We start from the raw sequence: 24,040 nt of genomic DNA on the forward strand, positions 1-24,040 counted from the left end.
GCACAGGTCGCATGACCCTGGTGCTGCGCTTCGCCGCCGGCTCCCACAAGGGACTGATCCGGGAGGGGAACGAGGACTCCGGCTACGCCGGGCCGCGGCTGCTGGCCGTGGCCGACGGCATGGGCGGCGCCGCGGCCGGCGAGGTCGCGTCCTCCGAGGTGCTCGGCTCGATCGTCCGGCTGGACGAGGACGTGCCGGGCGCCGACCTGCTGACCCTGCTGGGCGACGCCGTCCAGGGCGCCAACGACCGGCTCCGGCAGATGGTCGAGGACGACCCCCAGCTGGAGGGCATGGGCTGCACGCTGACCGCCATGCTCTGGACGGGCCAGCGGATGGGCATGGTGCACGTCGGCGACTCCCGCGCCTACCTGCTGCGCGACGGTTCGCTGGTGCAGATCACCCAGGACCACACCTGGGTGCAGCGCCTGGTCGACGAGGGCCGGATCACCCCGGAGGAGGCCGAGACCCACCCGCAGCGCTCGCTGCTGATGCGGGCGCTCGACGGCCGCGGCCAGGTCGAGCCCGACCTGTCGATCCGCGAGGTCCGGGCCGGCGACCGGTACCTGATCTGCTCCGACGGCCTCTCCGGCCCGGTCAGCCACCAGACCCTCCAGGACACCCTCGGCAGCTTCTACTCGCCCGAGCAGACCGTGCAGGAGCTGATCCAGCTCGCGCTGCGCGGCGGCGGTCCGGACAACATCACCTGCATCGTGGCCGACGTCATCGACGTCGGCGCCACGGACACCATGAGCGGCCAGTTCAACGACGTCCCGGTGGTGGTCGGCGCGGTCGCCGACACCCCGCCGTCCTCGGCCGCGGCCGACCGCTCGATCGCCGACACCCCGGCCGGCCGCGCGGCCGGCCTCGGCCGCAACCCGCAGGGCACCTTCGGCCCGGCCGAGGGCTACGAGGGCGAGTACGGCGGCCAGGGCGGCTTCGGCCCCGCCGAGGGCTACGAGGGCGAGTACGGCTACCCGGCCGAGCCGTCGGTGTACGGCACCGAGGAGTTCGACGAGCCGCGTCCGAGCCGGCGCAAGCGCAAGGGCCTGACCGTCTCGGTGGCCGTCCTGGTCACCCTCGGCCTGCTCGGCGGTGCCGGGTTCCTCGGTTACCAGTGGACCCAGGACCAGTACTACGTCGGCGAGGACGGCGACCACGTCGCGGTCTACCAGGGCGTCAACCAGAACCTGGCCGGCCTGAGCCTGTCCTCCGTCCACTCCTCGTTCAGCAACGTCAAGCTGAAGTTCCTGCCGCAGGACCAGCGGGCGCACCTCAGCAAGACCATCTCGGTCGGCAGCCTGAACGACGCCAACGCCACCGTCCAGGAGCTCGACGGCTGGTCCCAGCTCTGCCAGAAGGTCGCCCAGGCGGCCCAGGCCGCCCCGCCCGCGCAGGGCACCCCGGCGACGCAGGCCACCCACGCCGCGTTCCTGGCGAGCACACCCACCCCGGGCGAGAAGAGCCGCGGACCGGCCGCCGCCGTCCCCAGCGCCTCGCCCACGCCCGCGCCCACCACGAGCACGCCCGCCCCGAGCACGCCCGCCCCCTCGCCGAGCGCCACCGCGCCGGCCGCCGGTTCGCCGGGCGACCTGCCCGGGCTGACCGACGAGGAGCGCGGCCGGGCCGAGTCCTGCCCGAAGCCGTGACGTCCGTGATCCGACATAGGCCCGCCCCCTGCGGGACCGCCGGCCGTCAGGGGGCGGTCACCACGTGAGCACCTACGACCTGAGCGGCGACCCCGGCCGGACCGGCCGGCGTCGCGCGGCGGCCGAACCCGCCGCGCCCCGACGCCGGGGCAACACCACCATCTCCCCGCAGGGCGCGCCGAACCGGCGCAACACCGAGCTGGCCCTGCTGGCCTTCGCCGTCGTCCTGCCGATCCTCGCGTACGCCAACGTCGGCCTCGCGATGGACTCCGCGCTGCCCGCCGGCATGCTCGGCTACGGGCTCGGCATGGGCGCGCTGGCCCTGGTGGCGCACCTGCTGGTGCGCCGCTTCGCGCCGTACGCCGACCCGCTGATGCTGCCGATCGCCACGCTGCTGAACGGGCTCGGCGTGGTGATGATCTGGCGCCTCGACAAGGCCGGCAAGCTGCTCAGCGGCAACTACCCGGCGGCCCAGAACCAGCTGATGTGGTCGGGACTGGGGATCACGCTGTTCATCGGCGTGATGGTGTTCCTGAAGGACCACCGGGTCCTGCAGCGCTACACCTACATCTCGATGGTGGCGGCGCTGGTGCTGCTCGCCGCGCCGGCCTTCTTCCCGGCCCGGGCGGAGGACTTCGGCGCCAAGATCTGGATCCGGGTGGGCAGCTTCTCCATCCAGCCCGGCGAGTTCGCCAAGATCGTCCTGACGGTGTTCTTCTCCGGCTACCTGATGGTCAAGCGGGACGCCCTGGCGCTGGCCAGCCGCCGCTTCATGGGGCTGTACCTGCCGCGCGGCCGCGACCTCGGCCCGATCGTCGTCATCTGGCTGCTCAGCCTGCTGATCCTGATCTTCGAGAACGACCTCGGCACGTCCTTCCTGTTCTTCGGCCTGTTCGTGGTGATGCTCTACGTCGCCACCGAGCGGACCAGCTGGATCCTGTTCGGTCTGCTGATGTCGATCGGCGGCGCGGTCGCCGTCGCCTCGACCGCCGACCACGTGAAGGTCCGCATCAACGCCTGGCTCGACCCGATGGCCGCCTTCGCCCCGCACCCGCCGAAGGGCGCCACCGAGCAGATCGGCCAGTCGCTGATGGCGCTCGGCTCCGGCGGGGTGACCGGCTCGGGCCTGGGCCAGGGCCGCTCCTGGCTGATCAACTTCGCCGCCAAGAGCGACTTCATCCTGGGCTCGTTCGGCGAGGAGCTCGGACTGACCGGCCTGATGGCGATCTTCCTGCTGTACGGGCTGCTGGTGCAGCGCGGTCTGCGCACCGCGGTCGCCGCCCGCGACCCGTTCGGCAAGCTGTTCGCGGTCGGCCTCTCCTCGGCGATGGCCCTGCAGGTCTTCGTCGTCGCCGGCGGTGTCACCGGGCTGATCCCGCTGACCGGTATGACCATGCCGTTCCTCGCCCAGGGCGGCTCGTCCGTGGTCGCCAACTGGGCACTGGTCGCCATCCTGCTGAAGATCAGCGACAGCGCCCGCCGACCCGGGGCCGAACCGGCCCCCGCCACCGAGGGCCAGGGAGGACCCGTCCGATGAACAAGCCGATCCGCCGGGTCTCGATCTTCTGCCTCGTCCTGATCCTGGCCCTGATGGTCCGCACCAACTGGGTGCAGGGCGTCCAGGCCGACGCCTGGGCCGGCAACAAGAACAACAAGCGCCAGCAGTACGACCGCTACGCCCACCCGCGCGGCAACATCATCGTCGGCGGGCAGCCGGTCACCAAGTCCGACTTCGTCAACGGCCTGCGCTACAAGTACAAGCGCTCCTGGGTCGACGGCCCGATGTACGCCCCGGTCACCGGGTACTCCTCCCAGGTCTTCGGCTCCAGCCAGCTGGAGAACCTGGAGGACGGCATCCTCTCCGGCAGCGACGACCGGCTGTTCTTCCGCAACACCCTGGACATGCTGACCGGCGAGCAGAAGCGCGGCGGGGACGTCCTCACCACGATCAACGCCAAGGTCCAGAAGGCCGCCTTCGACGGCCTCGGCGACAAGAAGGGTGCGGTCGTCGCGATCGACCCGAAGACCGGCGCGATCCTGGCGCTGGTCTCCACCCCCTCCTACGACCCGAGCACCATCGCCGGCAGCGAGGGCACCGACTCCAAGGCCTGGACGGACCTCAACGCCGACCCGAACAAGCCGATGCTCAACCGGGCGCTGAAGGAGACCTATCCGCCCGGCTCGACCTTCAAGCTGGTCACCGCGACCGCCGCGTTCGAGAACGGCCTCTACCAGAACGTCGACGACGCCACGACGACGCCGGAGCCGTACATCCTGCCGGGCACCAGCACCCAGCTGAAGAACGAGAGCCCCAACGAGCGCTGCGAGAACGCCACCGTCAAGTCCGGCATGGACCAGTCCTGCAACACGGTCTTCGCCAAGATCGGCGCCGACCTCGGCAAGGAGAAGATGCGGGCGCAGGCCGAGAAGTTCGGCTTCAACAGCACGATCGACACCCCGGTCCGCTCCGAGAAGAGCATCTTCCCGGACAGCGCCAGCCTGGACGGCACCGCGCAGGACTCGATCGGCCAGCACGACACCCGCGCCACCCCGCTGCAGATGGCCATGGTCTCCGCCGCGATCGCCAACAACGGCAGCCTGATGCAGCCCTACCTGGTCGACCAGGAGCGCTCGGCCTCGCTGACCACCATCTCCAAGCACACCGAGAAGCAGTTCTCCCAGCCGATGAGCCCGGCCACCGCGCAGAAGATGCAGGACCTGATGGTCTCCGTGGTGGAGAACGGCACCGGCAAGAACGCCAAGATCCCGGGCCTGCAGGTCGGCGGCAAGACCGGCACCGCGCAGCACGGCGAGGACAACGCCGGACTGCCCTTCGCCTGGTTCACGTCCTGGGCCAAGACCTCCGACGGCCAGTCGGTCGCGGTCGCGGTCGTGGTCGAGGACGGCTCCAACAACCGCGACGGCATCAGCGGCGGCCGGCTGGCCGCCCCGATCGCCAAGGCGGTGATGCAGGCCGCACTCGGCAAGTAGGGCGCGGCTGCGGTGAGTGGAATGTCACGATCGGCACCCCCGTCCGGATACCGGTCTGATATCGGCCGACGGCTGACTCCGGTCCTCCGTGGTCCGACCGGTAGCGTATCCGCCAGCAGCGGGTGTGCCCGTTGCCGCCCGCGAGGCCGCGCACGGCCCGGCCGGAGAACCGGTCGAGTCCCGCGCGGCGTCACCCAGAGCGTGCGGGGACACCTACGTCACAACCTCACCGGCGGGTGAGGGAGAGGGTCGGAACTATGGAAGAGCCTCGTCGCCTCGGCGGCAGGTACGAGCTCGGCGGCGTCCTCGGGCGCGGCGGCATGGCCGAGGTGTACCTCGGCCATGACACCCGGCTCGGCCGTTCCGTCGCAGTGAAGACGCTCCGGGCCGACATGGCCCGGGATCCGTCGTTCCAGGCCCGCTTCCGCCGCGAGGCCCAGTCCGCGGCGTCCCTGAACCACCCCGCGATCGTCGCCGTGTACGACACCGGCGAGGACTACATCGACGGCATCTCCATCCCGTACATCGTGATGGAGTACGTCGAGGGGTCCACGCTGCGCGAGCTGCTGCACTCCGGCCGCAGGCTGCTGCCCGAGCGCGCGCTGGAGATGACGATCGGCATCCTGCAGGCGCTGGAGTACTCGCACCGCGCCGGCATCGTGCACCGGGACATCAAGCCGGCCAACGTGATGCTGACCCGGCAGGGCAACGTCAAGGTCATGGACTTCGGCATCGCCCGCGCGATGGGCGACGCCGGGATGACCATGACCCAGACCTCGGCCGTCATCGGCACCGCCCAGTACCTCTCCCCGGAGCAGGCCAAGGGCGAGCAGGTCGACGCCCGCTCCGACCTCTACTCCACCGGCTGCCTGCTGTACGAGCTGCTGACCGTCCGGCCGCCGTTCGTCGGCGACTCCCCGGTCGCGGTGGCCTACCAGCACGTCCGGGAGGAGGCGCAGCCGCCGTCCGTCTTCGATCCCGAGGTGCGCCCGGAGATCGACGCGATCGTGCTGAAGGCACTCGCCAAGGAGCGCGACTACCGCTACCAGACCGCCGACGAGATGCGCGACGACATCGAGCGCTTCCTCGACGGCCTGCCGGTGGCCGCCGCGCAGCAGGCCGCCGCCTACGGCATGGGCGCCGCCGGCTACGGCTACGACCAGAACGGCTACCCGCAGCAGCACGACCCGTACGGCCAGACCAACGTGCTGCCGCAGCAGCCCGGCGGCGGCCCGACCACCGTCCTGCCGCAGGCCGCCCCGCAGGCCGGCTACGGGCAGCCCGGGGGCTACCAGGACGACGGCTACGGCCAGACCTACGCCGGCGGCCCGTCCGGCGGCGGCCACGACGACGGCTACGGCCGCGAGGGCGGCCGGCGCGGCGAGGAGCCGCCGAAGAAGAACAACACCTCCTGGATCGTGCTGGCGGTCGCCGCCGTGCTGGTCCTGGTCGGCACCTTCTTCGTGGCCCAGGCGATGTTCAACGGCAACGACGGCGCCAAGAAGGAGTCGCCGAAGGTCGCCGTGCCGAGCCTGGTCGGCAAGAGCCTGGCGGACGCCAAGACGGCCGCCGCCGCGGCCGGTCCCAAGCTCGTGGTGGCCGAGGGCGACAAGGTCGCCTGCCCGGACAGCAACGTCAAGAAGGACCAGGTCTGCAGCCAGAGCCCGGCCGCCGCGGCGCAGGTGGCGGAGAACAGCACCATCACGGTGCAGCTCTCCTCGGGCCCGACCAAGTCGAACGTGCCGAGCGTGGTCGGCAAGACCAAGGACCAGGCGACGAAGGCGCTCGCCGACGCCGGCTTCACCAACGTCACCACCGAGTACAAGGACGACGACACCGCTCCGCAGGAGACGGTCACCGCCCAGGACCCGGCGGGCAACGCGGCCGGCGACCCGACCGCCCCGGTCAAGCTGACCGTGTCGCAGGGCAAGAGCAAGGTCGCCGTCCCTGGCGTGGTGGGCCAGCCGAAGGAGGCCGCCCAGGCCCAGCTGGAGCAGGCCGGCTTCCAGGTGGACGCCTCGAAGACCACCCAGACCAACGACCCGACCAAGATCAACACGGTCGCGTCGCAGTCGATCCCGGCGAACAGCAAGGCCCCGGCGAACTCGAAGATCACGCTGACGATCTACAAGGCCCCGGACAAGGCCACCGTCCCGCCGCTGCAGAACGTCAAGCTGTCGGACGCCATCGCCGCGCTCGGCAAGGCCGGCCTGGGCTACACCGTCACCGGCCCGTCCGACCCGAACGCGCTGGTCATGGGCAGCAACCCGCCGGCCGGCACCCAGCTGGACCCGAACAGCCAGGTCGCCCTGGTCACCAGGCCGGCGGAGCCGACCAAAGGGGGCGACCCCCTCCCCTCACCCACCAACACCAAAGGGCAGCCCAACAACTAAGCCCTGGTTCCCGTTCCTCTGAGGCCTGGTTGTCCCGAGCAGTACGCCGAGGGCCCGTCGCGATCACCGCGACGGGCCCTCGGGCGTTCCGGGCACCGGCCCCGGGCGGGCCGCCGGGCCCGCCGACCGGCCGTCAGGAGTGGCGCAGCTCCGGCGGCGGCGTCCGCTTGGCGTCCACGTCGTCCACCCGCACCAGGCTCCCCCACACCGCCATCCGGTAGCGCGAGGTGTACACCGGCGTGCAGGTGGTCAGCGTGATGTACCGGCCGGGCCCGGTGTAACCGGAGCCGACCGGGACGGGCGCGACGATGCCGGTGTCGTACTTGGAGGTCTCCGGCAGGGTGTTGTCGACCTTGTAGACGTACCACTTGTCCCTGGTCTCCACGACGACCGCGTCGCCCCTGTGGACGGCGTCCAGGTCGTGGAACTTGGCGCCGTGGCCGTCCCGGTGGGCGGCCAGCGCGAAGTTGCCGCTCGGGTCCCAGGGCATCGCGGCGCGGTAGGGCTGCTCGTACACCCCGGCCACGCCCTCGGCCAGGACGTCGCCGCCGGTGCCCATCCTGATCAGCACCTGGTAGTCCCGGCCCATCGCCGGGACGTGCAGGAAGCCGAGCGCGTCGCCGGCCGCGTACGGCGCGGCGGGCGCGGCGCCGGGCGCCGGCGTCGCACCGGGCGACGCCGGTGCGGGGGCGGCGGTCGGGCCCGCGGCCCAGGCGCCGCGCAGCCGGTCGGCGGCCGCGGCCGCGGTGCGGTCGGCCTCCACGTTGGTCCACCACAGCGAGTAGGCCACGAACAGGCCCAGCACCAGCCCCAGGGTGATCAGCAGCTCGCCGAAGACGCCGAGCGCGGCCAGTGCCCGGCCCGGGCCGCGCCGGGCCGGCTCCGGGCCCTCCCCGGGCGGCGGGAAGGCCTCCTGCACCGGCTCGGCCGACTGCGCCGTCTCGTCCGTCATCTGCGCTGCTCCCCATCCGTGCCGGGCGGCCGGGCGACTACCCGCCGATCGCGGCCGGCTTGCCCTGACTGCGCGGCCGTTCCTCGGTCATCTTGCCAAAGACGATGAGGCGGAACTTCGAGGTGAACTCCGGGGTGCAGGTGGTCAGCGTGATGTACCGGCCGGGGCCCGCGTACCCGGCGCCGTTGGGCACCGGCTTGATCACGCTCACGTTGCTCGGGGAGGTCTCCGGGATGCCGCCGGTGATCTCGTAGGTGTAGTACGAGGTGGCGGTCTCCACCACGACCTTGTCGCCCTTGGCGAGCTGGTTGATGTACCGGAACGGCTCGCCGTGGGTGTTGCGGTGCGCGGCCAGCGCGAAGTTGCCCGACTTGTCGGCCGGCATGCCGGTGCCCGTGTAGTGGCCGACCAGGCCCTTGTCGAGCACCGCCGACTTGGAGGTGCCCTCGGCGATCGGGAACTTCAGGCCCAGCTTGGGCAGGTAGATGATGGCGAAGCCCTTGCCGGGCTCGAACACCTCCGGCTTGGCCGGGTCCGGGGCCGGCTGGCCGGGAGCCGGCGCCTGCGCGGCGTCGAACTGCTGCTCCAGCTGGTTGCGGGCGCCGCTGGCGGCCGCGTCGGCCTGCACGTTGGTCCACCACAGCTGGTAGGAGACGAACAGCAGCATCACGACGCCGAGCGTGATGCACAGCTCGCCCACCATGCGCGCGGCCACCACGGCCTTGGACTCCTTGGGGCGCGCCCGCCCGGCCGCGCGGCCGTTCGCCCGGCGCCGCCCGTTGCCGGAGCGCACCGAGGTGCGGCCCTGCGCGGCCCGCCGGCGCTCGGCCCGGCCGCCGGTCGGCGGGGCGGGCTCGGCGGCCGGCCCGGCCTCGAAGGCCGGCAGCCGCAGCTGGAGGGTCTGGTCGGGCAGCCACGGGTACTCCGGGCCGGACGCCCCGGGCTGCGCGGCCTGCTCGTAGACGCCCCAGGCGTCCTCGGGAGCGCCCGGGCCCTGCCGGTACGGCTCCTGACGGTGCGGCTCGGCGCCGGCGCCGCCCCCGTACGACCCGTCCCCGTACGGGGCACCGCCGAACTGGGCACCGCCGTACTGCTGCTGCACCTCGCCGTACTGCTGCGCCCCGTCGTACGGGCCCGCCTCCGGCTGGTAACGCCCCTCCGGACGCAGCGTGGTCACGCCGCTCAGCCCCGGCCGATCACCGGGGCGAGCCCGGCCGACCGGTCCACGGCCTGCGGGTGACCGCACTCGGCCAGCCAGTTCGCGAGCATCCGGTGCCCGCCCTCGGTGAGCACCGACTCGGGGTGGAACTGCACGCCCTCGACGGGCAGTTCACGGTGGCGGAGGCCCATGATCACACCGCTCCCGGTGCGCGCGGTGACGGCCAGCAGGTCGTCCGGCACGGTGTCCGGGTCGACCGCCAGCGAGTGGTAGCGGGTGGCGGTCAGCGGCGAGGGCAGTCCGGCGAACACTCCGCCGTCCTCGTGCTCGACCAGCGAGGTCTTGCCGTGCAGCAGCTCCGGCGCCCGGCCGACCACCGCGCCGTACGCCACCGCGATCGACTGCAGGCCCAGGCAGACGCCGAAGACCGGCAGCCCGATCCCCGCGCAGTGGTGCACCATCTCGATGCAGACCCCGGCCTCCTCGGGCGCGCCCGGGCCGGGGGAGAGCAGCACCCCGTCGAAGCCTTCGTCACCGGACCGGCGGACGGCGTGCCCGACGGTCACCTCGTCGTTGCGCACCACCTCGCAGGTGGCGCCGAGCTGGTACAGGTACTGGACCAGGTTGAAGACGAAACTGTCGTAGTTGTCGACGACCAGGATGCGGGGCGGGGTCGGCTGGGTGGTCATTCTCGCGTGGTCTCCGTGGGATGCGGGGCGGGGTCGACTGGGTGGAGGGGCCGGGCCGTCGGTTCAGCCGGCCGCGGCACCGTCGCCGCCGTCCACTGTGACGTCACCGAAGGGGAGCAACGGTTCCGCCCACGGGAAGACGTAGGTGAAGAGGAGGTAGACGATCCCGACGACGAGGAGCAGCGAGATGACGGCCCGGACCAGGGTGTTCCCCGGGAGATGACGCCAGATCCAGCCGTACATGGTGCTCCCTCGACGTAGCGGACTGGGGTCAAGAGTAGACCCGGGATCAACGGCCGGGAGGCCGGTCCCGTCACTGCTGTCCGCCGGCCGATCGCAGCTCGGTGGTGCCGGTGTAGCCGGGAAGGGTCAGGTCGCCGCTCTCCTGGACCTTCCAGCCGAGCCCGTACGCCTGGACGTACTGCAGGTAGTTGCGGATCGTCGGATCGGTGTCCACGGCCGCCCGCAGGGCGTCGGTCCGGCCCACCGCCCGGACCACGTAGGGCGGCGAGTAGACCCGGCCCTGGAGCAGCAGGGTGTTGCCGACGCAGCGGACGGCGCTGGTGGCGACCAGCCGCTGGTCCATCACCTGGACGCCCTCGGCGCCGCCCCGCCACAGCGCGTTGACCACCGCCTGGATGTCCTGCTGGTGGATGACCAGGTCGTTGACGCCGGGCTCCGGGACGTTCGGGATCCGCGCGGTGGCGTTCGGCGGGGCGTCGTTGAGGGTGACGGTCAGGCCGCCGCCCTGCAGCGGTTCCAGGGCCGCGCCGAGCCGCAGGCCGTCCATCCGGGCGGCGTCGGCGGGGTTGCGGCCCTGCTGGCCGGTGAGCTCCTGGGCGCGGGCCTGGAGGTCGCTGAGCTGGGCCTGGGCCTGCTGGTTCTGCGCGCTGCGCTGGCGTATCACGTCGCCGAGGCTGAGCAGCGAGTTGTCGGTCCGCAGGTCGGTGCCGCGGGCGGTCTGCGCGCTGATGTAGAAGAGCAGTCCGGCGAGCGCGAAGACGGCGCAGGTCAGGGCACGTCCGACAATTCGGGTGCGGGAGCGGCGGGTGGCGGTCGGCCGAGGGGGAATCGACAAATTAGGCACCGTACCCTTATCTCCTTAAGACCCGCCGAGCCACTACGCTAACGGACGCCGGTGGCGACTGCGGGAACGGTCCCCGTAGCGTTCCCCACAGCCCACCACCGCCGACTCGAACCCCCGCTGCACCTCTGCGCGGTCTCACAGCGCATCGACAGGAGAGCTCCTCGTGCCGAAGTCTCGACTCCGCAAGAAGTCCGACTACACCCCGCCGACCACGGCCGCCGCGGTGAAGATCAGTTCGGGCCGTAGTTGGGTCGCGCCGCTGATGCTGGCACTGTTCCTGATCGGCCTGGTGTGGATCGTCACCTACTACGTGACCAGCGGCAGCTACCCGATCGAGAGCTGGCGGAACTGGAACATCCTGGTGGGCTTCGGGTTCATCGCCGCGGGGTTCGGCGTCTCCACCCAGTGGAAGTGACCTCCCGCTCGTCCTGAGGCCCGCACCGGGCCTCCCCTCCCGCCGCTCCGGACCGCGTGACCCGGGGCGGCGGTCAGGCGTGTCCGGGCCCGGACGCCCATCCGATGCGCTATCCCGACAATCGGGTTGTCGCGCTTATCCACATGGTTATCCACAGTGGGGAAAAGTCTCCCCAGCCTGTGGATAACCAGGTGTCCGCGGACTGTCCACAGCTGTGCACAACTCCCCCGGTCCGGGGGAACCGCACAGCAGGACACGCGTAGAACAGCAGTTCACCACGGGGGCGCGGAACAGCCTGTGCACAACCCCGCACCCGCTGTGGACAACCCCCCGGCGGCGTCACGCGCCGTAGCGGGCCATCCCGATCATCACCATCGCCGCCACCACGGCCACCGCCCCCAGCACGGTCAGCGCCTGGAGCGGGCCGCGCCGCTCGCGCGGCGCGTACATCAGCCCGGCCGCCGTCAGGCCGCCCACGAAGAGGCCGCCGAGGTGCGCCCGCCAGTCGATCACGTCCGACCGGGCGAAGGTGATCACCAGGTTGAACACCAGGAAGGCCACCACCCAGGCCAGCGGTCCCCGGTCGCGCAGCCGCATCACCACCGTGGCGCCGATCAGGCCGAAGATCGCGCCGGAGGCGCCCACCGTCCGCAGGCCGTCGCCCGACACCAGGAAGGCCAGGGCGCTGCCGCCGAGTCCGGAGAGCAGGTAGAGGGCCAGGAAGCGCAGCCGGCCGAGCGCCTCCTCCAGCTCGGGGCCGAGCCGGAGCAGCACCAGCATGTTCAGGCCGACGTGCCACCACTGGAGGTGCAGGAAGGCGGCGGTCAGCAGGCGGTACCACTGGTCCGGGCCGGCGGCCACGCCCTCCGGCCCGCCGGCGACGCCCCGCCCGACGCTGTACAGCTCCCAGACCTGCCCGAGCCGCGGCGCGAGGACGTAGGCGGCCAGGACGAAGACCACCGCGTTGATCCCGACCAGCACCCTGGTGACCAGTGCGTCGCCCGCGCCCGGGGCCCCGCCGAACCGGGTGGTCGCCCGGCGCGCCCCCCGGTGCCCGTCCCCGACGCACCCGGGGCACTGGAAGCCCACCGCGGCGGGCACCATGCACTCCGGGCAGATCGGCCGGTCGCAGCGGGTGCAGCGGACGCCGGTGGCCGTCCCCGGGTGCCGGTAGCAGCAGCCCGTCGCGGCCTCCGGTGTCCGATCGTCCGGGAGCATCGGCGTTCCCCTTCCCGTGCGCTACCAGCGAGGCCGTCAGCCTACTGCCGGGGCTTCGCGCCCCGGGCGCCCCGAGGGCCGGTACCCGGGCCCCGCAGACGGCCCACTCCGGAGTGCCGGTGGACAAATCAGGATGCATGATCAGCATTCAGGTGGATATGTGCGTAAAGGACGCCACCCAGGAGGAGAGACTCGTGACCTTTTCGGACTCGGCTCGTGAGACGGCCACCAAGACCCGGGACACCGCCGCGCAGTTCGCGGACGGCGCGAGGCAACGCCTGGGCCCCGCCATGGACGCCCTCGGGCCGAAGGCCGCCCAGGCCGCCCAGGGCCTCCGCGTCCAGTACGACCGGCACCTCGCGCCGCAGTTCGGTCACCTCTTCGCCAGCCTGCCGCCGGAGGCCCAGAAGAGCACCCTGAAGGCCCTCCACCGGGCCCAGGAGGCCGCTCTGGCGGCCCGGCTGTCCGCCGCCCACGCCGCCGACCAGGCCCGCTCCACGGTCGGCCCCAGGGTCGCCCAGGCCGTCGAGGACGCCCGGGCCGTCGTCGTCCCGGTCGCCCAGGAGGCGCAGACCCGCGGCGCCGCCGCCTTCACCGCCCTGCAGGGCAACGTCACCTCGGCCGAGATCAGCGACCTCGCCGCCCGCAACGCCCGGCGCCGGCACCGCAACCGCTGCGCCACCGGGCTCGCCGTGGCCGGCGCGGTGGCGGTCGGCAGCGGCGTGCTGGCGTGGCAGTGGTGGCGCCGGCACAGCAACCCGGAGTGGCTGGTGGAGCCCCCGACCGGGGCGGCCGGCCGGCCGGCCGGCGCCCACGCGGCGGGCGGCGCGGGCCCGGCCGGGGTCACCGCCGCGGACGCCGCGAACGGCCCGGCGGTCACCCCGCCGGCTGCCGGCAACGGCAACGGCACCGGGGACGCCGAACCCGGCCCGCCGCCCGGCCGGCCCGCCGAGGACGACCGCCCCAAGCCGCACGACCCGCGCAAGCACCACTGACCGCCGCAACGGCCCCGCCCGACCGGCGGGGCCCGCCGGAACGCAGATCGGCCGCTGACCCGGATTCAGGTCAGCGGCCGATCTGCGTCACGACTGCGTGGAACTGTGGAGCATAGGAGACTCGAACTCCTGACATCTGCCTTGCAAAGGCAGCGCTCTACCAACTGAGCTAATGCCCCTCGTCAGGCACCGCGGGTGCCGACGGGCACTAGCGTACCGGGTTCCGGCGCGTTTCCCAGCGCCGTCCCCCCGGGCCGACCGGACCAGCCGCCGAGGCGGTGTCCGGGCGGTGCCTGGGGCGCGGCCGATCCGGTCGGGTGACCGGGCCGGCCGGCCCGGGAGGCGCGGTCGTGCGCCTCCGGAGATCGTCGATCGTCAGATCGTCCGGGCTCAGCGACCGGCCGGAACCGGGTCGGTGGCCTCGGTCCACAGGTCCTGCTCGGCGCGGTCCGCCTGGACCTGACGGTAGACAAAGAAGCCGCCGAGGGCGACCAGGGCGACCAGGAGAAGCTTCTTCACCGCGGGACCTCGTCCTTCTTGCGTTGGCGGACTCAGGAGCCGGTGCTCCGGCCGGAGTGACCGGGCCGACGAGTCCAGATGTGTTTCGAGCGCAAACGGGCTGTCGGGTGCCGGACCGCCCTTGCGGCCGATGATACACACCGGTGTCCCAATCGTGACCAGCCACCGCTGCGGCCAACCCGGGGGTCCGGGCCGAGGATTGACGCCGCACCTCCTGTCGTACCGGTCGGGCCGCCCGGACCGGGCCGGGCCGGGGAAACGCCGAGGGGCCCGGAGTGCTGCACTCCGGGCCCCTCGTGGAGGTGGGCCTAACAGGACTTGAACCTGTGGCCTCTTCCTTATCAGGGAAGCGCTCTAACCGTCTGAGCTATAGGCCCCTGCCACGCGGCAAAGGTTACCGGAACAACCGGCCGGCGGTGACATCCGGTCGAACCCCCGGCTCCGGCCGGCGTCCGCGCGGAACGCCGAAGGGCCCGGAGCACATGGCTCCGGACCCTTCGCGGTGGTGGGCCTAACAGGACTTGAACCTGTGGCCTCTTCCTTATCAGGGAAGCGCTCTAACCGTCTGAGCTATAGGCCCTTGCCGCACTGAAAGATTAGCGGACCGATGGCCGATCCCCCAAATCCGGGTCGGCGGGGGCCGCCGCGCGGACTCCCCCGACCAGCGGCGACGCCCCGACGGCCGGGCGGCCCAGCAGCCACTCCCCGCGGGTCGGCGGGAGTCCGGCCGCGCCCGCGTCGGTGCTGCGGACGGCGAGGACCTGGTTGACCCCGATCCGGTTCTGCTCGAAGGCGAGCGCGCTGGCGGCCATGTACAGCCGCCAGACCCGGGCCCGGCCGCGGCCGACCAGTCCGACCGCCTCCGTCCAGCGGGCCTCCAGGTTGGCCACCCACTCGCGCAGGGTCAGCCCGTAGTGCTCGCGCAGCGACTCGACGTCCCGGACCTCGAAGCCGGCCTCCTCCAGCCGGGCCACGGTGGAACCGACCGGGGAGAGCTCGCCGTCGGGGAAGACGTAGCGGTCGATGAAGGGACTGGGGCGGTAGGGCTCGCCGGGGTGGTCGGGGCGGCGGGCGATCTGGTGGTTGAGCAGCCGGCCGCCGGGCACCAGCAGCCGGTACAGGCCCTCGGCGTAGGCCCGGTACTGCACGGAGCCGACGTGCTCGGCCATCCCGATGCTGGAGATCGCGTCGAAGGGGCGGTCGGGGACCTCCCGGTAGTCCTGGAGCCGGACCTCCACCCGGTCGGCCAGACCGGCCTCCTCGACCCGGTGGCGGGCCAGCGCGACCTGTTCCCGGGAGATGGAGACGCCGACGGCGGTGACGCCGTAGTGCCGGGCCGCGTGCAGCAGCAGCGAGCCCCAGCCGCAGCCCACGTCCAGCAGGCGCATGCCGGGGCGCAGGCCGAGCTTGCGGCAGACCAGGTCGAGCTTGGCCTCCTGGGCGGCCTCCAGGCTCTTCGCCTCCGGCGTCCAGTAGGCGCACGAGTAGACCATCGAGGGGCCCAGCACGAGCCCGTAGAAGTCGTTGCCGACGTCGTAGTGGTGGCTGATGGCCGCGCGGTCCCTGCCCCGGCTGTGCAGCCGTCCGCGGGCCCGGCGGACCTCCTCCGGCGGCGGCGTCGGCTCCGGGCCGAGCGCCCCGGCCCGCAGCACGGCCGTCAGGGCGCGCCGGCCCGGCTCGCCGAGCACCTCGCCCGGGCCGAGCCGCAGCGTGCGGATCTCCGGGAGCTCGCCGAACCGGCCGACGGCCGAGAGCACCTCGTAGAGGTCGGAGTCGGGGGCGACCTCCAGGTCCCCCGCGACGTAGGCCCGGGCCAGGCCCAGCTCGCCCGGCTGCCAGAGCAGCCGGCGCAGCGCCCGGCGGTTGCGCAGGACCACGGTGGGGGCTCCCGGCGGCCCGGCCGCGCTGCCGTCCCAGACCTGCAGCCGCAGCGGTGCCGGCACCCCCAGCAGCCCCTCCACGGCCCCGACCAGTCGATCTGCGAGCTTCGCCACGTGCGCCTCCGTCCAGCCGTCCTGCGGAACGTCCTCCGGCCCGGTCGGGCGGACCGGGGGGCGGCCTGCGGCACTCCCAGACCTGGACCGGGCGGCGTCCAGCTAAACCCACCGCGGCCGGCCCGTTTCCGGGCGGCACGCCGCGGGCGGCCGGCTGTCACCCGAAATGCCGACGGGCCCCACAGGCTGGAACAGCCTGCGGGGCCCGGTCATTCCGTCCGTGGACGGCGGGCTGAGCCCGGATCAGGAACCGACCCGGGGTCAGTCCTCCTCGGCCAGCGTCAGCTCGATGCCGCCGGTGAAGCCGGCCGCCGCGTTGTAGATGAACGCCGAGAGCGTGGACAGCGCGGTCAGCAGCACGACGTCGACCACGGCGATCAGCGCGGTGAAGGTCATCACCTTGCCGAAGCCCACGTAGTCCATCAGGTTCAGGCCGCCGGTGCTGTCCGAGCCGGTGACGTCCTTCAGGGTCTTGGTCAGCGAGTCGAAGACGCCGAGCGAGTCGAGCGTCATCCACAGCACCGCCGCGGCCACGATGATGATGATCCCGACCGCCAGCGACAGCAGGAAGCTGACCTTCATCACGGACCACGGGTCGGCCTTGGTCACCCGCAGCCGGGCCTTGCGGGTCCGGCCGAGGCCGGGACCGGCGGCCGCGGGGGCCGCGGCCGGACGGCGCGCGGCGCCCGGGACGGGCGTGCCGCCGGGCGGGGTGGTGCCGCCGGTCCGGGTGCCCCGGGCCGGGGTCGGCTGCCCCTTGGCGTAGGTGGTCGGCTGCGAGAAGCCGCCCGAGCCGGGCGCCGGTGCGCTCGGCGGCGGGGGCGTCTGACCGCCGTAGGTCGCGCCGCCCTGGCCCGCTCCGCCCACCGGTGGCATCAGCGAGGTGGACGCGGCCGAGTGCTCGGCCGGCGGCTGGGGCACGCCGTACCCACCCCCGCCCTGCGCGCCCGGACGGCCGCCGGAGGGTCCTCCCGCAGCACCCGTGGCTCCACTCACCTGGTCCTCCCGCACTTCCCACCAGGGCGGCGGCACCGCCCTGCTTCGTCACTCGTCATCCAGCGCCCGGCGGGATTGCCCGGAACTGGTCGGCGACCGGAGCCGCCGCGTCCTCTCTCTGGACGCGACGGCGCCGGTCCGCGGTTCGGTTCAGGCCTCGGCGTCGCCGCCGGCCACCGTCTCCGTACCCTCGGCCGTCTCGGTGGACGCGGTGTCCGCGACCTCGTCCTCCGCCGTCTCCTCGTCCTCGGCCTCCGCGTTGCGGGCCATGCCCACGACCGCGTCGCGCTTTCCGAGGTTGATCAGTTGGACGCCCATGGTGTCACGTCCGGTTTCACGAACTTCGGAAACCCTGGTGCGGATCACCCCACCCGACAGGGTGATCGCCATGATCTCGTCGGTGTCGTCGACCACGAGCGCCCCGACCAGCGAGCCCCGGCCCTCGACGATCTTCGCCGCCTTGGTGCCGTAGCCGCCGCGTCCCTGGACACGGTACTCGTCCACGCCGGTGCGCTTGGCGTACCCGCCGTCGGTCGCGGTGAAGACGTACGTCCCCGGCCGGACGACGTTCATCGAGAGCATCTCGTCGTCCTCGCGGAAGGCCATGCCCTTGACGCCGGAGGTGGCGCGGCCGGTCGGCCGCAGGGCGTCGTCGGTCGCGGTGAAGCGGATCGACTGGGCCTTCTTGGAGACCAGCAGCAGGTCGTCCTCGGAGGAGACCAGCTCGGCGCCGATCAGCTCGTCGTCCCGGCCCTCGTCGTCCTGGCGCAGGTTGATCGCGATCAGGCCGCCGGAGCGCGGGGAGTCGTAGTCCTTCAGCGGGGACTTCTTCACCAGGCCGGCCCGGGTGGCGAGGACCAGGTACGGCTTGTCCTCGTACGTCCGGACGGCCATCACCTGGGCGATGTGCTCCTCCGGCTGGAAGGCCAGCAGGTTGGCGACGTGCTGGCCGCGGGCGTCGCGCCCGGCGTCCGGCAGCTCGTAGCCCTTGGCCCGGTAGACCCGGCCCTTGTTGGTGAAGAAGAGGATCCAGTTGTGGGTCGTCGTCACGAAGAAGTGGTCGACGATGTCGTCCTGCTTCAGCTGGGCACCGCGCACGCCCTTGCCGCCGCGCTTCTGCGAGCGGTAGAGGTCGGAGCGGGTCCGCTTGACGTAGCCGCCGCGGGTGATCGTGACGACGATGTCCTCCTCGGCGATGAGGTCCTCGATGGAGAGGTCGCCGTCGGAGGGGATGAGGGTGGAGCGCCGCTCGTCGCCGTACTTCTCGACGATCGCGGTGAGCTCCTCGGAGATGATCTCCCGCTGGCGGGTCGGCGAGGCCAGGATCGCGTTGTACTCGTCGATCTTGCGCTGCAGCTCGTCGTGCTCGTCGGTGATCCGCTGGCGCTCCAGGGCGGCCAGGCGGCGCAGCTGCATCTCCAGGATGGCGTTGGCCTGGAGCTCGTCGATCCCCAGCAGGCCCATCAGGCCGGTGCGGGCGGCGTCGGCGCTCGCCGAGGCCCGGATCAGCGCGATGACCTCGTCGATCACGTCCAGGGCGCGCAGCAGGGCGCGCAGGATGTGGGCGCGCTCCTCCGCCTTGCGCAGGCGGAAGGTGGTGCGCCGGACGATGACCTCGACCTGGTGGTTGACCCAGTGCCGGATGAAGGCGTCCAGCGCCAGCGTGCGCGGCACGCCGTCGACCAGGGCCAGCATGTTGGCGCCGAAGTTGGTCTGCAGCTCGGTGTGCTTGTACAGGTTGTTCAGCACGACCTTGGCGACGGCGTCGCGCTTGAGCACGACCACCAGGCGGGTGCCGGTGCGGGACGAGGACTCGTCGCGGACGTCGGCGATGCCGGCGATCTTGCCGTCCTTGACCAGGTCGGCGATCTTCAGCGCGAGGTTGTCCGGGTTGACCTGGTAGGGCAGCTCGGTGATGACCAGGCACTGGCGGCCCTGGATCTCCTCGACCTCGACCACGGCGCGCATGGTGACCGAACCGCGGCCGGTGCGGCAGTAGTCGTCGATCCCGCGGCGGCCGACGATCAGCGCGCCGGTGGGGAAGTCGGGGCCCTTGATCCGCTCGATCAGCGCCTCGAGCAGCTCCTCGTTGGAGGCGTCCGGGTGCTCCAGCGCCCAGAGCGCGCCGGAGGCGACCTCGCGCAGGTTGTGCGGCGGGATGTTGGTGGCCATGCCGACCGCGATGCCGGTGGCACCGTTGACCAGCAGGTTGGGGATGCGCGCGGGCAGGACGGTGGGCTCCTGCGAGCGGCCGTCGTAGTTGGCGGCGAAGTCGACGGTCTCCTCGTCGATGTCGCGCATCATCTCCATGGCCAGCGGCATCATCTTGCACTCGGTGTAGCGCATGGCCGCGGCCGGGTCGTTGCCCGGGGAGCCGAAGTTGCCGTTGCCGTCGACCAGCGGCATCCGCAGCGACCACGGCTGGGCCAGCCGGACCACGGTGTCGTAGATCGAGGTGTCGCCGTGCGGGTGGTAGTTGCCCATCACGTCGCCGACGACGCGGGCGCACTTGTAGTAGCCCTTCTCGGGGCGGTACCCGCCGTCGTACATCGCGTAGAGCACGCGTCGGTGCACCGGCTTGAGGCCGTCGCGGACCTCGGGGAGCGCCCGGCTGACGATCACGCTCATCGCGTAGTCGAGGTAGGACCGCTGCATCTCGGTCTCGAGCTCGACCGGCTCGATGCGCATCGTCGTCTGGGCGGTGGCCTCGGCGGCCTGGGGGGTCTCGGGCTGTTCGCCGTCGGGACGGTTGTCGTCGACCACTGGTGGTCAGTTTCCTTTCACGCGGACTGGTACGTGCTCGCTGCCGGGTCGGGCGGCGTCACACGTCCAGGAAGCGGACGTCCTTGGCGTTGCGCTGGATGAAGGAGCGGCGCGCCTCGACGTCCTCGCCCATCAGCACGGAGAACAGCTCGTCGGCACGGGCGGCGTCCTCCAGGGTGACCTGGAGCAGCAGCCGGTGCTCGGCGTCCATGGTGGTGACCCGGAGCTCCTCGGCGTTCATCTCGCCGAGACCCTTGAAGCGCTGGATCGCGTCGTCCTTGGGCAGCCGGCGCCCGGCCTCCACGCCGGCCGCGATGACCGCGTCGCGCTCGCGGTCGGAGTAGGCGTACTCGAAGTCGTCCTTGCCCCACTTGATCTTGTACAGCGGGGGCATGGCGAGGTACACGTAGCCGGACTCGACCAGCGGCCGCATGAAGCGGAACAGCAGGGTGAGCAGCAGGGTGCGGATGTGCTGTCCGTCGACGTCGGCGTCCGCCATCAGGACGATCTTGTGATAGCGGAGCTTGGCGTCGTCGTAGTCCTCCTGGATGCCGCAGCCGAAGGCCGAGATCAGCGCCTGGACCTCGGTGTTCTGCAGCACCTTGTCGATCCGGGCCTTCTCGACGTTCAGGATCTTGCCGCGGATCGGCAGGATGGCCTGGGTGCGCGGGTCGCGGCCCTGCTTGGCCGAGCCGCCGGCGGAGTCACCCTCGACGATGAAGATCTCGCACTCGGACGGGTCCTTGGACTGGCAGTCGGAGAGCTTGCCCGGCAGCGAGGCGGACTCCAGCAGGCCCTTGCGGCGCGTCAGGTCGCGGGCCTTGCGGGCGGCGACGCGCGCGGTGGCGGCCTGGATGGACTTGCGGATGATGTCCGCGGCCTCGTTGGGGTTGCGGTCCAGCCAGTCGTTGAGCTGCTCGTGGACGACCTTCTGGACGAAGGTCTTGGCCTCGGTGTTGCCCAGCTTGTCCTTGGTCTGGCCCTCGAACTGCGGCTCGCCGAGCTTGACCGAGATGATCGCGGTCAGGCCCTCGCGGATGTCCTCGCCGGAGAGGTTGTCGTCCTTCTCGCGGAGCAGCTTCTTGTCCCGCGCGTAGCGGTTGACCAGGCCGGTCAGCGCGGCGCGGAAGCCCTCCTCGTGGGTGCCGCCGCCGTGGGTGTGGATGGTGTTGGCGAAGCTGTAGACCCCCTCGGTGTACGAGGAGTTCCACTGCATCGCGACCTCCACCGAGATCGCCTTGTCCTTGTCCTCGGCCTCGAAGTCGATCACCGAGGGGTGGACGACCTCGCCCTTGCGGGAGTTGAGGTGGGCGACGAAGTCGGCGATGCCGCCGTCGTACTTGTACGTGACGGTGAGCGGCTTGCCGTCCTCGTCGACGTGCTCGGGGCGCTCGTCGGTCAGCGAGATCGACAGGCCCTTGTTGAGGAAGGCCATCTCCTGGAAGCGCCGGGAGAGCGTCTCGAAGGAGTAGACGGTGGTCTCGAAGATGTCGCCGTCCGCCCAGAAGGTCACCGTGGTGCCCGTCCGGTCGGTCTGCTCGCCCTTGACCAGGGGGGCGACCGGCGCGCCCATCTTGTAGTCCTGGGTCCAGATGTGGCCGTCCTTGTGGATCTCCACGGAGAGCCGGGTGGACAGCGCGTTCACCACGGAGACGCCGACGCCGTGCAGACCACCGGAGACCGCGTAGCCGCCGCCGCCGAACTTGCCGCCGGCGTGCAGGACCGTGAGCACGACCTCGACGGCGGGCTTGTCCTGACCGGGGACGATGTCCACCGGGATGCCTCGGCCGTTGTCGACGACGCGGATCGCACCGTCGGGCATGATCGTGACGTCGATGGTGTCGGCGTACCCCGCCATCGCCTCGTCGACGGAGTTGTCCACGACCTCCTGCACCAGGTGGTGCAGGCCGCGCTCGCCGGTGGAGCCGATGTACATGCCGGGGCGCTTGCGGACGGCGTCGAGGCCTTCCAGCACCTGGATGTTGCTACCGGTGTAGGAAGCCTGGTCGGTCTGGTCTGGGGTCTGGCTGGGGTTGCCGGAATCGGCCACGAAGCGCCCTCTCTGGCACAGCACGGGCCGCATTCCCGCCCCGTGCGGGCGAGCGTGCGACCACGGCGTTTCGACTCGGTTGCCACTAGCAACAGTGTTTGGCTCTCAGTCTACCGGTACGACTGACAGAGATGGGCGTTTGGCAGCCCTTGAAGGCAGATACGCCGCCCTGAATCCCCTCTGCACATGTCCCGATACTCGCCCCGGGGGCCCAGAGCGCCTGGAAGGGCTGTCAGGGGTTCCGGAAGATCGTGGTCCGGTCGGGGCCGGGCCGGCACCGGTCAGCCCCAGGTGTCGCCCGGCCCCTTGCTCCCCGGCGCCCGCAGCCGGCCGTAGCCGCGAGCGGGTGCCGCCGGGCCGAGGACCTTGATGGTGCGGACCGTGCCGTGCCCCAGCTCGTGGTTCAGACGGGCCACCAACTGCTTTGCCAGCCACCGTAGTTGGGTGGCCCATGCGGTGGAGTCGCACTGCACGGTGAGGACCGCGGCGGTGTCGTCGAAGGAGGAGGGGTGGCAGTGCGCGGCGATGTCCGGGCCGACGATCTGCGGCCAGCGGCCCATCACTCCGCCGACCGCGGCCGAGGACTCCCAGCCGCGCTCGGTCAGCAGCCGGTTCAGTGCCGCACCCAGCGGGACGGGGTCGCGGCCGTCCGAGCGGGCGCCGCTGCGCAGGCCGTACCGCTTCGCCTCGCGCTTCTCCCGCACCTGCTCGCCGCGCTGGCGGGCGTTGGCCCGGGCCGCCCGCAGCGCCGAGCGGGCGAGGTCGGCGCCGGTGGGCGCCGCGTCACCGGGCCCGGCGGGCCGCTGCTCCGCGGACTCGCTCACGGCGATCTCCTTTTCCCCAGCCTGTGGACAACGGTCGCGGTCGCGCGCCGATGAGCCGTCCAGCCTACGGGAGCGCGCGGGCCCGGGGGACGGGTGTGACGGGTGGGAACCGGACGGACGGGGGCGGCGGCCCGACCGGGCGGAGGGGGGCCGGGCGCTCGGGTGCCCGGACGAGCGGGCGTTCGGGCGGCCGGGCGGGCAGGCGGGCGGGTGCCCTAGGCGTCGATCCGGCGGACGGCGCCGTCGGCGACCGCGAACCGGGCACCGGCCAGCGCCTTCGGCACGTCCTCGGCGACCGCCGCGGTGACCAGCACCTGCTCGCCGTCGGCGACCAGCTCGGCCAGCCGGTCCCGGCGGGCGGCGTCCAGCTCGGCGAACACGTCGTCCAGGATCAGCACCGGCTCCCCGCCGTCGGCGCGCAGCAGCTCGTACGAGGCCAGCCGCAGCGCCAGCGCGAACGACCAGGACTCCCCGTGGCTGGCGTAGCCCTTGGCCGGCAGCGGGCCGAGCTTGAGCACCAGCTCGTCGCGGTGCGGGCCGACCAGGGTGATCCCGCGCTCGACCTCCTGCTTCCGGACCGCCTGCAGCGCCCCCAGCAGCTGTTCCTCGGCCTGCTCCCGGCTGGTCGGCAGCTCGCCCTCGAAGGAGCTGCGGTACTCCAGCGCGGTCTCCCCGCCGCCGGGCGCCAGCCGCCCGTAGGCGGCCGTCACCAGCGGCTGCAGCGCGGCCACCAGCTGGATCCGGAAGGCCGTCAGCTCGGCTCCGGCCCTGGCCAGGTGGCCGTCCCAGACCTCCAGGGTGGAGAGGTCGGCGCCCTTGCCGCCGCCGGCCCGGCGGGCCATCGCGGCGGTCTTCAGCAGGGCGTTGCGCTGCTTGAGCACGCGCTCGTAGTCCTGCCGGACCCCGGCCAGCCGGGGGGCCCGGGCGGTCAGCAGCTCGTCCAGGAAGCGGCGGCGCTCGCCCGGGTCGCCCTTGACGAGGCTGAGGTCCTCGGGGGCGAACAGCACGGTGCGCAGCAGGCCCAGCACGTCGCGCGGGCGGACGTTGTCGGAGCGGTTGATCCGGGCCCGGTTGGCCTTGCCGGGGGCGAGCTCCAGCTCGACCAGCGTGGAGCGGCCGCGGTCCACCACCGAGGTGCGGATCACCGCCCGCTCGGCGCCCAGCCGGATCAGCGGGGCGTCGGTGGCGACCCGGTGGCTGCCCAGGGTGGCGACGTAGCCGATCGCCTCGACCAGGTTGGTCTTGCCCTGGCCGTTGGGACCGACGAAGGCCGTCACGCCCGGGTCGAGGGGAACCTCGGCCAGGGTGTACGACCGGAAGTCGGCGAGCGACAGGTGCGCGACGTGCAT

At 72.3% G+C, this 24,040-nt stretch carries 19 protein-coding genes and 3 tRNA genes; 6 read left to right on the top strand and 16 right to left on the bottom strand.

Annotated elements, in window-relative coordinates; genetic code table 11:
* Nucleotides 1-11: 11 nt before the first annotated feature.
* The 4 genes from ACIA8Q_RS09860 to pknB all read left to right on the top strand — a co-directional run bounded on the left by ACIA8Q_RS09860 (nt 12) and on the right by pknB (nt 7,030).
* Nucleotides 12-1,646 (top strand): PP2C family protein-serine/threonine phosphatase, encoded by a 1,635-nt coding sequence (locus tag ACIA8Q_RS09860; protein WP_396316975.1) that lies wholly within the window; start codon nt 12-14, stop codon nt 1,644-1,646.
* Between the two features lie 160 nt (nt 1,647-1,806).
* Complete coding sequence (locus ACIA8Q_RS09865; protein WP_387900756.1) at nt 1,807-3,183, top strand: FtsW/RodA/SpoVE family cell cycle protein; 1,377 nt, start codon at nt 1,807-1,809, stop codon at nt 3,181-3,183.
* The gene (locus ACIA8Q_RS09870) at nt 3,180-4,637 is read left to right on the top strand and encodes a penicillin-binding protein 2 (RefSeq protein ID WP_360212906.1); all 1,458 of its coding nucleotides are present in this window, start codon (nt 3,180-3,182) and stop codon (nt 4,635-4,637) included. Before ACIA8Q_RS09865 ends, ACIA8Q_RS09870 begins: the two co-directional genes overlap by 4 nt.
* A 257-nt stretch (nt 4,638-4,894) precedes the next feature.
* On the top strand, nt 4,895-7,030 hold the full coding sequence (pknB, locus tag ACIA8Q_RS09875; protein ID WP_396316976.1) for a Stk1 family PASTA domain-containing Ser/Thr kinase: 2,136 nt from the start codon (nt 4,895-4,897) through the stop codon (nt 7,028-7,030).
* Nucleotides 7,031-7,163: 133 nt separating this feature from the next.
* On the opposite strand, the gene ACIA8Q_RS09880 is transcribed toward pknB, so the two are convergent.
* The 5 genes from ACIA8Q_RS09880 to ACIA8Q_RS09900 all read right to left on the bottom strand — a co-directional run bounded on the left by ACIA8Q_RS09880 (nt 7,164) and on the right by ACIA8Q_RS09900 (nt 10,908).
* Complete coding sequence (locus ACIA8Q_RS09880; protein ID WP_360212902.1) at nt 7,164-7,982, bottom strand: class E sortase; 819 nt, start codon at nt 7,980-7,982, stop codon at nt 7,164-7,166.
* 37 nt (nt 7,983-8,019) lie between these two features.
* The gene (locus tag ACIA8Q_RS09885) at nt 8,020-9,159 is read right to left on the bottom strand and encodes a class E sortase (RefSeq protein ID WP_360212900.1); all 1,140 of its coding nucleotides are present in this window, start codon (nt 9,157-9,159) and stop codon (nt 8,020-8,022) included.
* A 5-nt stretch (nt 9,160-9,164) separates the two neighbouring features.
* A complete protein-coding gene (locus ACIA8Q_RS09890; protein WP_360212898.1) occupies nt 9,165-9,830 on the bottom strand; it encodes an aminodeoxychorismate/anthranilate synthase component II in 666 nt (221 codons plus the stop codon).
* A gap of 63 nt (nt 9,831-9,893) precedes the next feature.
* The gene (locus tag ACIA8Q_RS09895) at nt 9,894-10,073 is read right to left on the bottom strand and encodes a hypothetical protein (protein WP_280673909.1); all 180 of its coding nucleotides are present in this window, start codon (nt 10,071-10,073) and stop codon (nt 9,894-9,896) included.
* A 70-nt stretch (nt 10,074-10,143) separates the two neighbouring features.
* Nucleotides 10,144-10,908, bottom strand: coding sequence for a DUF881 domain-containing protein (locus ACIA8Q_RS09900; protein WP_360212896.1), 765 nt, complete (start codon nt 10,906-10,908; stop codon nt 10,144-10,146).
* A gap of 172 nt (nt 10,909-11,080) precedes the next feature.
* Here ACIA8Q_RS09900 and crgA point away from each other — a divergent pair, with 172 nt between their 5' ends.
* Nucleotides 11,081-11,332: a cell division protein CrgA gene (gene crgA, locus ACIA8Q_RS09905; RefSeq protein WP_360212894.1), complete on the top strand. Its 252-nt coding sequence runs from the start codon at nt 11,081-11,083 to the stop codon at nt 11,330-11,332.
* 339 nt (nt 11,333-11,671) lie between these two features.
* Here crgA and ACIA8Q_RS09910 read toward each other — a convergent pair whose 3' ends face one another.
* On the bottom strand, nt 11,672-12,550 hold the full coding sequence (locus tag ACIA8Q_RS09910; protein WP_360212892.1) for a rhomboid family intramembrane serine protease: 879 nt from the start codon (nt 12,548-12,550) through the stop codon (nt 11,672-11,674).
* Between the two features lie 194 nt (nt 12,551-12,744).
* Between ACIA8Q_RS09910 and ACIA8Q_RS09915 the strand changes: the two genes are divergently transcribed.
* Nucleotides 12,745-13,545 carry a DUF5324 family protein gene (locus tag ACIA8Q_RS09915; RefSeq protein WP_360212890.1) on the top strand — a complete coding sequence of 267 codons (801 nt, stop codon included), beginning with the start codon at nt 12,745-12,747 and terminating at the stop codon, nt 13,543-13,545.
* Between the two features lie 106 nt (nt 13,546-13,651).
* Here the strand turns inward: ACIA8Q_RS09915 and ACIA8Q_RS09920 are convergent.
* The 10 genes from ACIA8Q_RS09920 to recF form a co-directional block, all read right to left on the bottom strand.
* Nucleotides 13,652-13,724 (bottom strand) — tRNA-Ala (locus tag ACIA8Q_RS09920).
* 211 nt (nt 13,725-13,935) lie between these two features.
* The gene (locus tag ACIA8Q_RS09925) at nt 13,936-14,064 is read right to left on the bottom strand and encodes a DLW-39 family protein (protein ID WP_014137031.1); all 129 of its coding nucleotides are present in this window, start codon (nt 14,062-14,064) and stop codon (nt 13,936-13,938) included.
* 303 nt (nt 14,065-14,367) lie between these two features.
* A tRNA-Ile gene (locus ACIA8Q_RS09930) sits at nt 14,368-14,441 on the bottom strand.
* Between the two features lie 126 nt (nt 14,442-14,567).
* Nucleotides 14,568-14,644, bottom strand: a tRNA-Ile gene (locus ACIA8Q_RS09935).
* A gap of 16 nt (nt 14,645-14,660) precedes the next feature.
* Nucleotides 14,661-16,058, bottom strand: a complete 1,398-nt coding sequence (locus ACIA8Q_RS09940) for a cyclopropane-fatty-acyl-phospholipid synthase family protein (protein ID WP_360212888.1) — start codon at nt 16,056-16,058, stop codon at nt 14,661-14,663.
* Between the two features lie 261 nt (nt 16,059-16,319).
* Entirely contained in the window at nt 16,320-16,979 is a 660-nt protein-coding gene (locus tag ACIA8Q_RS09945; protein ID WP_360212886.1) for a DUF3566 domain-containing protein, read from the bottom strand.
* Between the two features lie 225 nt (nt 16,980-17,204).
* Nucleotides 17,205-19,742, bottom strand: a complete 2,538-nt coding sequence (gyrA, locus tag ACIA8Q_RS09950; protein ID WP_387900758.1) for a DNA gyrase subunit A — start codon at nt 19,740-19,742, stop codon at nt 17,205-17,207.
* A gap of 133 nt (nt 19,743-19,875) precedes the next feature.
* A complete protein-coding gene (gyrB, locus tag ACIA8Q_RS09955) occupies nt 19,876-21,891 on the bottom strand; it encodes a DNA topoisomerase (ATP-hydrolyzing) subunit B (RefSeq protein WP_360212882.1) in 2,016 nt (671 codons plus the stop codon).
* A 257-nt stretch (nt 21,892-22,148) separates the two neighbouring features.
* Entirely contained in the window at nt 22,149-22,691 is a 543-nt protein-coding gene (locus ACIA8Q_RS09960; protein WP_360212880.1) for a DciA family protein, read from the bottom strand.
* Between the two features lie 215 nt (nt 22,692-22,906).
* Nucleotides 22,907-24,040: a DNA replication/repair protein RecF gene (recF, locus tag ACIA8Q_RS09965; protein ID WP_360212878.1), complete on the bottom strand. Its 1,134-nt coding sequence runs from the start codon at nt 24,038-24,040 to the stop codon at nt 22,907-22,909.

It is taken from the genome of Kitasatospora sp. NPDC051705, from assembly GCF_044453265.1.
In the GTDB taxonomy this organism is placed as follows: Bacteria; Actinomycetota; Actinomycetes; order Streptomycetales; family Streptomycetaceae; genus Kitasatospora.